The sequence below is a fragment of the Acuticoccus kalidii genome, assembly GCF_021556395.1.
In the GTDB taxonomy this organism is placed as follows: Bacteria; Pseudomonadota; Alphaproteobacteria; order Rhizobiales; family Amorphaceae; genus Acuticoccus; species Acuticoccus kalidii.
The window spans coordinates 431,872-444,221 of record NZ_JAKGCS010000006.1 but is presented as its reverse complement, the minus strand read 5'-3'; the positions used below and the strand labels follow the sequence as shown (position 1 = coordinate 444,221).

At 66.6% G+C, this 12,350-nt stretch carries 11 protein-coding genes and 1 tRNA gene; 6 read left to right on the top strand and 6 right to left on the bottom strand.

Annotated features, from left to right (window positions below):
* Positions 1–27: 27 nt before the first annotated feature.
* Both L1787_RS03350 and L1787_RS03345 read left to right on the top strand, forming a co-directional pair.
* Positions 28–636, top strand: a complete 609-nt coding sequence (locus L1787_RS03350) for a TetR/AcrR family transcriptional regulator (RefSeq protein WP_235707075.1) — start codon at positions 28–30, stop codon at positions 634–636.
* 88 nt (positions 637–724) lie between these two features.
* A complete protein-coding gene (locus L1787_RS03345) occupies positions 725–1,822 on the top strand; it encodes an AbrB family transcriptional regulator (protein WP_235707074.1) in 1,098 nt (365 codons plus the stop codon).
* Between the two features lie 241 nt (positions 1,823–2,063).
* On the opposite strand, the gene L1787_RS03340 is transcribed toward L1787_RS03345, so the two are convergent.
* Positions 2,064–3,929 (bottom strand): TRAP transporter permease, encoded by a 1,866-nt coding sequence (locus L1787_RS03340; RefSeq protein WP_235707073.1) that lies wholly within the window; start codon positions 3,927–3,929, stop codon positions 2,064–2,066.
* A gap of 62 nt (positions 3,930–3,991) precedes the next feature.
* Entirely contained in the window at positions 3,992–4,930 is a 939-nt protein-coding gene (locus tag L1787_RS03335) for a TAXI family TRAP transporter solute-binding subunit (protein WP_235707072.1), read from the bottom strand.
* Between the two features lie 212 nt (positions 4,931–5,142).
* On the opposite strand from L1787_RS03335, the gene L1787_RS03330 reads away from it, so the two are divergent.
* Positions 5,143–5,772, top strand: coding sequence for a glutathione S-transferase N-terminal domain-containing protein (locus L1787_RS03330; RefSeq protein ID WP_235707071.1), 630 nt, complete (start codon positions 5,143–5,145; stop codon positions 5,770–5,772).
* Between the two features lie 20 nt (positions 5,773–5,792).
* Here the strand turns inward: L1787_RS03330 and L1787_RS03325 are convergent, their stop codons facing one another.
* Together L1787_RS03325 and L1787_RS03320 are read right to left on the bottom strand one after the other, a co-directional pair.
* Positions 5,793–6,614 (bottom strand): sulfite exporter TauE/SafE family protein, encoded by an 822-nt coding sequence (locus L1787_RS03325; protein ID WP_235707070.1) that lies wholly within the window; start codon positions 6,612–6,614, stop codon positions 5,793–5,795.
* A gap of 301 nt (positions 6,615–6,915) precedes the next feature.
* Complete coding sequence (locus tag L1787_RS03320; protein WP_235707069.1) at positions 6,916–7,458, bottom strand: carboxymuconolactone decarboxylase family protein; 543 nt, start codon at positions 7,456–7,458, stop codon at positions 6,916–6,918.
* Between the two features lie 120 nt (positions 7,459–7,578).
* Here L1787_RS03320 and L1787_RS03315 point away from each other — a divergent pair, with 120 nt between their 5' ends.
* From L1787_RS03315 to L1787_RS03305, 3 genes are all read left to right on the top strand, one after another.
* Positions 7,579–8,484 carry a LysR family transcriptional regulator gene (locus tag L1787_RS03315; protein WP_235707068.1) on the top strand — a complete coding sequence of 302 codons (906 nt, stop codon included), beginning with the start codon at positions 7,579–7,581 and terminating at the stop codon, positions 8,482–8,484.
* 164 nt (positions 8,485–8,648) lie between these two features.
* Complete coding sequence (locus L1787_RS03310) at positions 8,649–9,848, top strand: M20/M25/M40 family metallo-hydrolase (protein ID WP_235707067.1); 1,200 nt, start codon at positions 8,649–8,651, stop codon at positions 9,846–9,848.
* 98 nt (positions 9,849–9,946) lie between these two features.
* Positions 9,947–10,897, top strand: a complete 951-nt coding sequence (locus tag L1787_RS03305; RefSeq protein WP_235707066.1) for a helix-turn-helix domain-containing GNAT family N-acetyltransferase — start codon at positions 9,947–9,949, stop codon at positions 10,895–10,897.
* 148 nt (positions 10,898–11,045) lie between these two features.
* On the opposite strand, the gene L1787_RS03300 is transcribed toward L1787_RS03305, so the two are convergent.
* Together L1787_RS03300 and glk are read right to left on the bottom strand one after the other, a co-directional pair.
* A tRNA-Gly gene (locus L1787_RS03300) sits at positions 11,046–11,120 on the bottom strand.
* A 55-nt stretch (positions 11,121–11,175) separates the two neighbouring features.
* Positions 11,176–12,207, bottom strand: a complete 1,032-nt coding sequence (glk, locus tag L1787_RS03295) for a glucokinase (protein WP_235707065.1) — start codon at positions 12,205–12,207, stop codon at positions 11,176–11,178.
* Positions 12,208–12,350: the final 143 nt, after the last annotated feature.

The following is a 12,350-nucleotide window of genomic DNA, read 5'->3' as shown; positions in this document are numbered from 1 at the left end:
AGCCTTGCGCAAGGAGGCCAGCAGCCGATGGCGACCCTCAGACAGCGCCGATCGCGAAAAGGAGAGCGTCGGAAGGAGGAGATCGTCGCGATCGCCGCGCGCCTCTTCGCGGCCGAGGGCGTCGACCGAACCTCGATGCAGGACATTGCGAGCGCCGCCGGCGTCACGAAGGCGGCGATCCATTATCATTTCTGCGAGAAGGAAGCGCTCTACGAGGCCGTCGTCCTCTCCCGCGCGGCGGAGACCTATGCCCTCGCCCTCGCCGCGGTCGACGCCGCCCACACCCCACTCGCCAAGCTCGAAGCCTTCATGATGGCGGCGGCGAAACGCATCGAGGACGACCGCAGCGCCTGGATCGTCTCGGCCGATCTTTTCCGCTTTCTGAAGTCGAGCCACCGCTCCCGCGCCGTCATCGCCGCGCGCGACAGGATGGAAAGCCTCCTGCGCGCGATCATCGCCGAGGGCGTCGCCGACGGAACCTTCCGCAAGGTCGATCCGGCGACGGTGGGGCGGCTTCTTTTCGGCGCACTCAACGCCCTTCCCCGCTGGCATGACCCGAACGGGAAGCAATCGATCCGCGCCGTCATCGCCGACTATCTCGATATTCTGCTTGAGGGGGTTCGCGCTCCACGATAAAATCAACCGATCGGTCAGATTAGACGCTCGCTTTTGCGCCCCATATCGGGCCGGTTCCGATCCGCGTCTATCCGGAACTCTTTTCAGCATGGCTCCTCTCCGCATCGCTGGAGAAAACGTCAACCTCCTCGCCTGGTCCTTGACCTTCGCCGTGGGGGCGGCTGGCGGTTTTGCCGCGAAATTCATCGGCGCGCCGCTGCCGATGTTGACCGGCTCGGTCTTCCTCGTCGGTTTCATCTCCGTGTTCGGCTTCCACACGCGGGGCCGCCCGCCGATCTTCCCGATGTGGATCCGGCTGTTCTTCATGCCAATCATCGGTCTGTCGATCGGCGCGGCCTTCACGCCGGAGATCATGCGCGAGGCGATCAACTGGTGGCCGACGCTGCTAGCGCTCTGCGTTTTCATTCCGACCGTCCACATGCTCGGCTTCATCGGCTATAGCCGCTTCGGCGGGATCGAGCCGCGCACCGCCTATTATGCCTCGATACCGGGCGGCCTGATCGAGGCGATCGCGATGGGTGAGGAAGCCGGCGGCGACGTGCGCATGATGGGCGCGCTCCAGTTCATGCGCCTGATTTTGTGCGTGATGCTCGTCCCTCTCGCCTTCACCATTCTGAGCGGCGGCTCGGTGGGCAGCGCGGCCGGCGCGGTCCTCGTGCGCGGGGACGATTCGGTCACGCTCTCCCATATCGTCGAACTCGTCGCGCTCGGGGCGATCGGCTTCTTCGGCGGGCGACTGTTGCGGCTGCCGGCCTACATCATCACGGGGCCGATCCTCGTCAGCGGGATCGCCCATCTGTCGGGGTGGACGAACGTCATACCACCGGCCTGGTCGGTCGAGATGACGCAGCTCGTCGTCGGCGTCAGCCTCGGGACGCGCTTCGTGGGCATGGCGCCGAAGGCGTTCGTGACCGCCCTCAAGCTCGCCTTCGCCAACATCTTGATGACGATGATTCTCGCCGTCCTCGCCTCGCTCGCTTTGCATCGGGCGGTCGGCCAGAAGACGGAGGCGGTGACGCTCGCCTTCGCGCCGGGCGGGGTGGCCGAGATGTCGCTGGTCGCCGTGTCGCTCGAGATCAGCGTCGTCTATGTGACGGCGCATCACGTCCTGCGGATCGTGCTCTCGATCATGCAGGCGAAATTCTTCTCCCGCTATGTGCTGCCGCCGGTGGAAAGCCCCCGCTGACGGCGGCGGCCGGTCCGCCTCGCCGCGGCCGTCCGGGTGAGCCCGCCCGCTTCATCATGGGCCGGAACCACCTCGGTCGACGGTTCATCCGGCCTCGCCTCGGCGCGATCCGTGATGCCGCCTTCACCCGGCGCGATCGGCGGCGCACCGACGCGATCCACATCGGCCGCAACTGAAAACGGGCGCCTTATGAGGCGCCCGTTTCCGGTTTTTCTGTCGATCGAGGCGGCCGGCCCGAGCCCTAGGCCGCCTCCTCGCTCACCGCCGCCGATCGGCGGCCGAGGATCTGCCACGCGACCACGAGGATGAGGAGACCGATGCCGGTGGCGTCGGTCCAAAGGCCCGGCTTGATGAGGACGAGCGCCGCGGCGACCAGCAACAGCCGCTCGATCATGCCGGCCTTCGTCAGCAGATAGCCTGTCATCCCCGCCGCGAGGCAGACGACGCCGACCGTCGCCGTCACCAGCGTCGAGACGATCGTCGGCCATTCGCCGATCAGGAGGATCGACGGCCCAAACACGAACATGAACGGGATGATGTACCCCGTCGCGCCGAGCTTCAGGGCGGCGACGCCCGTTTCCCAAAGGCCGGCGCGCGAGATCCCGTTCGCCGCATAGACCGCCATCGCGACCGGCGGCGTGATCGCCGACAGGATCGCGTAGTAGAAGACGAACATATGCGCCGCTTCGGTGACGACGCCGAGCTTCACGAGCGCCGGAACGAGCAGCGCCACCTGCACGATATAAGCCGGCGTCGTCGGCATCCCCATGCCGAGAATGATGCCGGCGATCATCGTGAGCACCAGCGCCAGAACCAGCGAGTCCTGCGAGACCATGATGACGAGCTGGGTGAACTCGGTGCCGAGATTGGTGAGCGTGATCGTTCCCACCACGATGCCCGCACAGGCGCAGGCGAGCGCCACCGGCACGGTGTTCTTGGCGCCCGAGATCAGCGCATCGGCGAGCGTGTCGAGACGGATCTCCTTGCGCGTCGTGGAGCGCAACAGCGCCGTCGGAATCACCGAAACGATGCCGGCGAGCGCCGACAGCGGGGCGCTGTAGCCGTAGAGGAGAACGCCGATGATGATGACGAGCGGCAGGAAGAGGTGGCCGCGCTCCTTGAGAACGACGCCGAGCTTCGGCAATTCGCTCCGCGGCAGGCCGACCATTCCGGTGCGCTTGGCCTCGAAATGCACCGCCATGAAGAGGGCGAGATAATAAAGGATCGCCGGGAAGAGTGCGAAGGCGGCGACCTCCAGATAGGAGATGCCGAGAAACTCGGCCATGACGAAGGCGGCCGCGCCCATGATCGGCGGCATGATCTGTCCGCCGGTCGACGCCACGGCCTCGACCGCGCCGGAGAAGCCGCGCCGATAGCCGATCTTCTGCATCAGCGGGATCGTGAAGACGCCCGTCGTCATCACGTTCGCGACGGCCGAGCCGGAGACGGAGCCGAAGAGGCCGCTCGTCACGCATGCGACCTTCGCGGGGCCACCGGCGGCATGGCCGGTCAAGCTCATCGCGAAGTCCATGAAGAGACGCCCGGCGCCGGACCGTTCCACCAGCGCGCCGAAGATGATGAAGAGGACGATGTAGGTCGCCGAGACGCTGAGCGGGATGCCGAAGATGCCTTCGGTCGTGAGATAGAGCTGATCGAGCGTCATCTCGAGGGAGAAGCCGCGCCAGACGAGCGTGTAAAACAGGAAGGCCGCGGCGGTCGCCGGCAAGGCCCAGCCGACCGCGCGCCGCGTCGCCTCCAGGATCATCAGAACGGCCATCGAGCCAAAAATGAAGTCCAGCGTCGTCAGTTCGTCGACATAGTACATCCGATTGACGAGATAGTCGTAGTAGACAATCGGATAGACGGCGGACGCAAAAGCCAGAGCGAGCAGCGCCATATCCAGGATATTCGGCCGGCGCGGCCCCGGTTTCGCCCAGTAGCCGGGCAGCATCAGGAACGCCAGAACCAACACGAATGTCAGGTGGACGGCACGGAAAATCTGCGCATCCGGCGGCCCGAAGAAGGCCACGTACAGATGATAGCAGGACATCGCGAGCGCCACACCGGCGATCGCGGTCGCGCTCCAATGGTTTTTGAAGAGGCTCACAGGCATCACCGTTGGGCAGCCGGCGCGTCAGGGACGCGCCGGCAATCCGGGTTGAGGACGGGTCAGCTCGCGCCGTGTTCGCTATAGAAGCGCTTGGCGCCCTCGTGCATCGGCACGCCGATATCGCGGCCCATCTCGGTCGGCGTCGAACCCTCGATCGCCTTCGCGATCGCCGTGAGGTCGCCGATATTGTCGTTGATCGCCGTCAGGACGTTGTAGACGACATCCGGATCGAGCGAGCAGCTCGCGATGATGTGCGTCGCGTAACCGATGGTCGGCACGTCTTCGTCCTGTCCCGGATAAGAGCCGGCCTTGATCATGATCCGCTTATAGCCGGCGTTCAGCTCCTGCATCTTGGCGAGCAGCTCGTCCGGGATCGGGACGACCTTGATGTCGCGCGCGCTGGCAAGATCCATCACCGCGCCGGACGGCACCGTGGTGCCGAGGGTGAAGAAGTCGGCATTGCCGTCCTTCATCAGCGACACGGCGTCGGAATAGGAGCCGTGATTGACGCGGGGAAGCTGCTCGTAGCTGAGGCCCTCGGCGGTCAACAGATGCTGCGTGATCGCCTCGCCGGTGTTGCCCTTGGGCTGGACGGCGGCGGCCTTGTCACCGAGGTCGGCGGGCGTCTCGATGCCCGAATCGGCAAGCGCGATGACCTGGAAATATTGCGGATAGAGCGTCGCGACGTTGCACACGTCGTCGGCCTTCTCGTCGAAGGGCGGGTTGCCGTTGATCGCGTCCACGGTCGACACGGAATTCGCGAAGCCGAGTTGCGCCTTGCCGGCCTGCACCGCCTTCACGTTGGCGATGCCTGCGCCGGGCAGCACCTGCACCGTCACGCCGTCGACCCCATTTTCGACGATATTCTGGATCGCGCCGCCGAGCGGATACCAAGAGCCGCCCTGCGGGCCGGTCATCAGACGAATGGTCTCCGCGGACGCGCTTCCCGCGCCCAATGCGATACCGACGGCGGTGAGCACACAGACGGATGTCTTCATGTTTCGATCCTCCCTTATGGTGTTCTTGTCGTGCCGAACGTTATGCGAATTTGCGCGACACACAACCCATGGCATCAAGTTCGCCCCCGCTCGCGTCGCCACGCGGCGGTCCGGGCACGGCGAACCGCCTTTTTCTCGCCGGGTCGATTTCGATCGCGCGCAGGCTGCTCTAGTGTTGCACCAATACGAAACCAATCCCGGTGAGGACACGCATGAGCATCGAACTCTATACTTGGGGCACCCCGAACGGCAAGAAAGTGTCCATCATGCTGGAAGAGGTCGGCCTGCCGTATAACACGCACCCGATCAACATCACGAAGGATGAACAGTTCGACCCGTCCTTTCTTGCTGTCGCACCGAACAACAAAATCCCGGCTATCGTCGACAACGATACGGGCGTTCAGCTCATGGAATCCGGCGCGATCCTGATGTATCTCGCGCAGAAGACCGGGAAACTCTTTGCGGCGGAGGGCGAGGCTCACTGGCGGACGGTCGAATGGTTGATGTGGCAGATGGCCGGATTCGGGCCGATGCTCGGCCAGACGCACCATTTCCACCACTTCAATCCCGGCAAGGCGGACTATGCCGAAGAGCGTTTCCTGAAGGAGACCCAGCGCCTTTATGGCGTGCTCGACCAGCGCCTCGACGGACGGGAGTTCATCGCCGGCGACTACTCGATCGCCGACATCGCGACCTGGCCATGGGCGGCACGATTCGGCTGGCACGGCATCGACCTCAACGCCTTCCCGAACGTCAAGCGCTGGTACACCACGATCGCCGCGCGCGATGCGGTGAAGCGCGGCTATAGCGTGCCGACCGCGCAGGACATTCCGATGCCCTGAGGCGGCGAAGGCCGCGTCGATCAGCCGCTGAAGACGGCGATGACGAAACGCAACGCCACGGTCGCGAGGAAGAGGCCGAAAAGCACCTCCAGCGCGCGGCGTGGCAACCGATGGGCGACCGCGACGCCCATCGGCGTCGTGACCAATGTTGCCGGCACCGTCAATGCGAAGGCGATCAGCGAGACGAAGCCGATCGCATCCGGTGGCAGGCCGGGCTTGCCCCAGCCGGCGAGGATATAACCGAGCGTTCCCGGAACGGCGATCAACGCGCCGACGCCCGCCGACGTCGCCACCGCCTGGTGGATCGGCCGATTGTGCAACGTCATCACGAGGGTGGAGATCGCCCCACCGCCGATCCCCATCAGCGACGACACCGACCCGATGAAGAAGCCGAGCCCCCGCAACACCCATCCGCGCGGCATGTCCGTCGCGATGCGCCAGGTGGATTTGCCGAACAAGAGTTTCGCCGACATCACGGTGCCGAAGACGACGAACGCGACCTGGAAGACCTCCGGCGCGGCATAGCGGGCAACGGCGGCGCCCGCGAGCGCGCCCACCATGATCGGCACCGCCCAGGATTTCAGCACCGCAAGATCGACCGCGCCGCGCAGATAATGGGAACGGACCGAGCGCAGCGATGTCGGAATGATGACGGCGAGCGACGTGCCGACCGCGAGCGGCATCCGCACATCGTCGCCGATGCCCATGACGCCGAAAATCTCGAACAGGATCGGCACGGTGATCGCGCCACCGCCGACGCCGAACAGCCCGGCGAGAAAGCCGGTCGCCGCCCCGCCGAGACAGAGCGTGACGAGCGCCGCGAGATCGAAGGGCAGCGTCATCGCGCGCCTTGCCGGCGCAAGGGCGCGCCGATCATCGTCCGGCCCCATGCCGGGGGCGCGCATCGTCGGCCGGGAGGGGAAGCCGTGGCGTCATGTCGATCCTGGCCGGGCCGGAGGGGGATGGCGCGGCGATGGGGTGATGCGGACAGCCGGATCGTCCGCACACCTCATCACTAGACCCTCGACGCGCCCGCCGAAAGCGCCGGCCCTCGGTTTCAAGCCGAGACGGGCGCCACCTCACGGTGGTCTGATCGCGCGGGGACGATAGAGCCCCCGCGCCTCCCCGGCGGCGTCACGCCGATCAGGCGGCCGCCCGGTGCACCTCGGGAAAGTCGATCTCCGTCCCGGCCACCTCGTTGAGGAAGTTAGTGAAGACGTTCTCCGTCACGAGCGCGACGATCTCGACGAGGTCGGCATCGCTATAGCCCGCCTCGCGCGCGGCGGCGATGTCGGCATCGGCGACACGGCCGCGTTCGGCGGCGACCCGCGCGGCGAAACGCACGGCCGCGTCGGCGCGCGGGTCGGTCGATCCGCCGGCCCGATTGCGCTCGATCTCCTCCGGGCTGAGCTTGGCGAGGTTGCGGGCCAGATAAGTGTGCGCAGACAGGCAATAATCGCAGCCATTCACCTCGGCGACCGCGAGCGCGATCCGCTCCCGCGTCTTCACGTCGAGCGATTTGCCGAGCGCGCTTTGGAGGCCCGTGAACGCCTGCAGCGCCGCCGGGCTCACCGCGAGCAGGCGGAAGAGGTTGGGAATGGTGCCGAGCTGCTTTTGAACCGCGTCGAGCGTGGATTTCGAGCCGTCCGGCGCGTCGTCGCGCGAGGGGATGGTGATGCGGGCCATGGGCCACCTCCGTCTTCGGCGAGCCGACCGCCGGCTCGTCTCGCCGCGATATGCCCCTTTCCGCATATCGGTATAATTGCTATTCTTTGGCTTCCACTTTACCGAAATATGGAAAGATCAATGGACCGTTTGGAGGCCATGTCGATGCTTCTGACGGTCGTCGCCGAGGGAAGCTTCTCGGCCGCGAGCCGGACGCTCGGCGTGCCGGTGGCGACGCTGAGCCGGAAAGTGACCGACCTCGAGATCCGGCTCGGCACCCGGCTCCTGACGCGCACCACGCGCAAGCTCTCCCTCACCGACACCGGCGAGGCCTATATCACCGCCGCCCGCCGCATTCTCGACGCGGTGGAGGAGGCGGAGCGCGAGGCCGCCGGCGAGTTCACGATGCCCAAGGGGGAGCTCGTCATCACGGCGCCGATCCTGTTCGGACGGCTTCACGTCCTCCCGATCGTGGGCGACTTTCTCGCCCTCTATCCCGAGATCCAGGTCCGCCTCACCCTGTCCGACCGGAACCTCCACCTCGTCGACGACCATGTCGATATGGCCGTCCGCCTCGGCCCTCTGCCCGACAGCCAGATGAAGTCCACCAAAGTCGGCACGATGCGCACCGTGATCGTCGCGAGCCCGTCCCTCCTCGCGGCGCACGGCACGCCGGAGACGCCGGCCGATCTCGCGGCCTTTCCGGCGATCGGCTTCGAGGCACCGACCCCGGTCGCGGCCTGGCGCTTCCGGGCCGAGAACGGCGATGCGATCGAGATCGCGCCGGACATGCGGCTGCGGGTCTCGACCGCGGAGGCCGTGCGCGACGCGGCGACCGGCGATATCGGGCTCGCGCGCCTCTTCCACTATCAGGTGGCCGATGCCGTCGACGCCGGCGCGCTGCGGATCATCCTGGACGCCTATGAGAGCGAACCGGCGCCGATCCATCTCCTCCACGCGGCACGCGGTCAGTTGCCGCTCAAGATGCGCCGCTTCCTCGATTTCGCCGCGCCCCTGTTGCGGCAACGGCTGAAACGATTTGGCTGAACCCTTGCGGCGCCCGGCCGGATCGCACCTGTTGGCGTCCGGCATTTTGTGGCGATAATCCCCACGGCTCGGAGGCCGGCGCGACGCGCCCATCGATTCCTCCCCCTCCGAATGAGCGCGCCGCCCGGCGTGCCCGTGCGCAGCGAACCGAAAGGACCCCTACGATGAGTGCAGAGGCATTTTCCATCGACGCCGATGCCGCCGAAAACCGGCTGATGCGCTACCTCGCCGTCGAGGGCGTCACCGGCCAGGAGGCCGCGATCGGCGCCCTTATCGTGGAGGAGCTTCTCGCCCTCGGCGTCCCGGCCGACGCCATCGCCTATGACGACGCCAACACGCGCATTCCCGTTCCAACCGAGACCGGCAACCTCATCGTGACGCTTCCGGGCACGAAGACCGGACCGCGGCTCTTGTTCTCCACCCATCTCGACACCGTGCCGCTCGTCGCCGGGGCGAAGCCCTCGCGGGTCGGCGACCGGATCGTGAGCGACGGGACCACCGCGCTCGGCGGCGACAACCGGACGGGCTGCGGCGTCCTCGTCACCATGGTCGAAACGCTGCTCGCGAACGCGATCCCCCATCCGCCGCTCACGCTCCTCTTCACGGTTCGCGAGGAGAGCGGGCTCCATGGCGCGCGCGAGGTGGACATTGCCCGCCTCGGCGATCCGGTGATGGGCTTCAATGTCGACGGGCGGCTTCCGAGCGACCTCGTGATCGGCGCCGTCGGACAGGAGACATGGGAGGCCGAGATCCACGGCAAGGCCGCCCATGCGGGCGTCGCGCCGCAGAAAGGCGTCTCGTCGACCCTCGTCGGGGCGATCGCGCTCGCGGAGGCCGCGGCGGGCGGCTGGTTCGGCAAGGTGGTCAAGGACGAGGGCACCGGCACGAGCAATATTGGCATTTTCGGCGGCAAGAACGGCAAGGCCGCCGGGGACGCGACGAACGTCGTCACCGACTATGCCTTTCTGCGCGGCGAGGCGCGCTCGCCCGACGCCGCTTTCGCGAAGACGATCACCGCGGGCTTTGCCGCCGCGTTCGAGACCGCGAAGGCCAAGGTGACGAGCGAGAGCGGCGAGACCGCGACCATCGATTTCCGCCAATCGACCACCTACCCGCCCTTCCGCCTCGATGAGGAAAGCCCCGTCGTCATCCATGCGAAGGCCGCCGTCGAGGCGCTCGGCCTGACGCCGAATTGCCGCCTCTCGAATGGCGGGCTCGATGCCAACTGGCTCGAAAAACACGGCATTCCCAGCGTGACGATCGGCGCCGGCCAATGCGAGCCGCACACCGTCCACGAATATGTCGAGGTGGCCGACTATCTGACAGGCTGCCGCCTCGCCGTCGCACTGGCGAGCCTCGCCTGACCGAACCACCGGGGCGCCGGCGAGCGCCCCGGTCCACTCCCTTGACGCAGTTGAGTCCCGCCATATAGTTGCGCAATACAACTATATGGCGGACCCTCATGAACCGGGTGGATAGGGAGGCGGTCGAGCGCATCCGTTTCGCGTCGCGTCACCTCGTCCGCGCGCTCGGCTTCATGGACGCGACGCTCGCCGGGACATCGCTTTCCCCGTCCGCCGTCCATGCGATCATCGAGATCGGCGCGGCCGGCGGCACGAGCGCCCGCGATCTCGCCGACAGTCTCCGCCTCGACAAGTCGACCGTCAGCCGGATGCTGAAGCGGTTGATTCGCGAGGGTTATCTCGCCGAAACCCGCGACGCGCGCGACACCCGCGTGAAGCGCCTCAGTCTCACCGATCGCGGCGTCGCCTGCCTTGCCGGCATCACCGATTTCGCCGTCGATCAAGTCGGCACGGCGATCGCCCCTCTTTCGGCCGACGCAGTGGAGACGATCGCGGCCGGGCTCGAGACCTACGCATCGGCGCTGACCGGAGCGGCAAGCGCCCGCACGGCGGCGACGGCGAGGCTCGTCCCGGGCTACCGGCCGGGCATTCTCGGCACGATGCTCGCGATGCACGGCGAATATTATGCCGCCGCCGCCGGCTTCGGCGCCCCGTTCGAAACGCGCCTCGCCGCCGACATGGCCGCCTTCTTCGCCCGGCTTGACCATCCGGCGAACGGGTTCTGGACCGCCGAGATCGACGGCCACCCGGTCGGCACGATCGCAATCGACGGAGAGGACCTCGGCGCGGGGCTCGCACACCTGCGCTGGTTCATCATGGCAGACCAGGCGCGCGGCCGCGGCATCGGCGCGATGCTGATCGACGCCGCGCTCGACTTCGTGGACGAACGCGGCGTGCACGAGACCCGGCTCTGGACCTTCGCCGGCCTCGACGCCGCGCGGCGCCTTTATGAGCGTCGCGGCTTCGTGCTGGCCGACGAGCGACCGGGGCGGCAATGGGGGGCGGAGGTCATGGAACAGGAATTTCGGCGCACACGGCCAGGCGCATGACGAACGCGGCGCGGCCTTTATTAAGACGGCTGCGCGGCCCCGGTGCGACGGTAGCGCACCGATCAACGGCGGCGATCCGCAGGACGTGCGCCGGGTGAGCGCTGTCCCGTGGGCCTTGCCGTAAGCCGTTGGATTGTTTGGGAAACATTGGAGCGGGCGATGGGATTCGAACCCACGACCCCAACCTTGGCAAGGTTGTGCTCTACCCCTGAGCTACACCCGCGCTCCGTTGTGGGACGCGATATGAACGATAAGCGGCGGGCATGCAAGCCCCTTTTTCATCGATCGAAGCGTCGACCCCTAAGATCCAGTGCAAAACGTTCGGGAAGCATCGCAAAGCTCGCCATTCCGGCCACGGCGGGCTTGGGCTCTGTGATCAGGAATGTCGGTATGGTCTCGATGATCGCCCGATGCGGCGCCTTGTCCTCGAAGGCCTCACGGAAGCCGCTCGCAAGGAACCGGTCGGCCATGCGCGGCACGATCCCCCCGGCGATATAGACGCCCCCTTTCGGCAGGAAGATCAGCGCGAGATCGCCGGCGAGGCGGCCGAGATAGGTGAAGAAGAGGTCGAGCGCCTCTTCCGCCACCGGATCGCCCGCGTCCGCTGCGGCGGTCACGTCGGCGCCCACGGTGCAGTCTGTGCCCTTCCCGTCGGCCGCCGCGATCGCATCGTACAGGCGCACGAGGCCGTTGCCGGATAGCAGGGTCTCGCCGGTAATTCGCCCATGGAAACGGGCGACGTGCGGCCATATCTGAAAGTCACGCTCGGTGATGGGGCCGACGCTCACATGGCCGCCTTCACCCGCGAGCGGGGTATAGCATTGGTCGCCATAGACGAGCGCCGCGACCCCGAGCCCGGTGCCGGGGCCGATCACGACGCGCGGTTCACGCGGAATCGATTCGCCGCCGCCGATCTGCCGCACCTGGTCGTCCGCCAAGGCGGGGAGCGAGAGGGCGACGCCCTCGAAATCGTTGAAGGTGATGACGGTGTCGAGATTGAGCTCGTCACGCAGCTTCGCCGGATCAATCATCCATTCGGCGTTGGTGAGCTTCGTGCTTCCTCCGACGATCGGCCCGGCCGCCGCCAGCAACAGCGAGCGCGGCAGGATCGCGGTGCGATCGAGAACGCTCTGCGCAGCGGTCGCGAAATCGGGATAGTCGTGCGTTTGCACCGTTTCGAAATCGCGGCGGGGACTGTGGACTTCGGACAGAACTCCGAAGCGAACATTGGTCCCACCGATATCGGCGATCAGCACCGGAAACGGGATGGGGCGGATATCGGACGCGCGGCGGCGAGGGGGCGGAGTCATGATCGTGTCACCATAGCCGAGCCAAGTTAACGAATGAAGGCCCAGTTGGTTGCGTCCGATACGGCTGAACGCGCCGAAAGCGTCGAGTATGCTGGCATTGCGCAGCAAGATGTGCCAAAGGGCCCTCTTCCTTCGCGCCCGGA

Excerpts from the sequence above, each read along its gene's own strand:
- L1787_RS03350 (WP_235707075.1), top strand. The coding sequence starts at position 28 with ATGGCGACCCTCAGACAGCGCCGATCGCGAAAAGGAGAGCGTCGGAAG.
- L1787_RS03345 (WP_235707074.1), top strand. The coding sequence starts at position 725 with ATGGCTCCTCTCCGCATCGCTGGAGAAAACGTCAACCTCCTCGCCTGG.
- L1787_RS03335 (WP_235707072.1), bottom strand. The coding sequence starts at position 4,930 with ATGAAGACATCCGTCTGTGTGCTCACCGCCGTCGGTATCGCATTGGGC.
- L1787_RS03330 (WP_235707071.1), top strand. The coding sequence starts at position 5,143 with ATGAGCATCGAACTCTATACTTGGGGCACCCCGAACGGCAAGAAAGTG.
- L1787_RS03325 (WP_235707070.1), bottom strand. The coding sequence starts at position 6,614 with ATGACGCTGCCCTTCGATCTCGCGGCGCTCGTCACGCTCTGTCTCGGC.
- L1787_RS03320 (WP_235707069.1), bottom strand. The coding sequence starts at position 7,458 with ATGGCCCGCATCACCATCCCCTCGCGCGACGACGCGCCGGACGGCTCG.
- L1787_RS03315 (WP_235707068.1), top strand. The coding sequence starts at position 7,579 with ATGGACCGTTTGGAGGCCATGTCGATGCTTCTGACGGTCGTCGCCGAG.
- L1787_RS03310 (WP_235707067.1), top strand. The coding sequence starts at position 8,649 with ATGAGTGCAGAGGCATTTTCCATCGACGCCGATGCCGCCGAAAACCGG.
- L1787_RS03305 (WP_235707066.1), top strand. The coding sequence starts at position 9,947 with ATGAACCGGGTGGATAGGGAGGCGGTCGAGCGCATCCGTTTCGCGTCG.
- glk (WP_235707065.1), bottom strand. The coding sequence starts at position 12,207 with ATGACTCCGCCCCCTCGCCGCCGCGCGTCCGATATCCGCCCCATCCCG.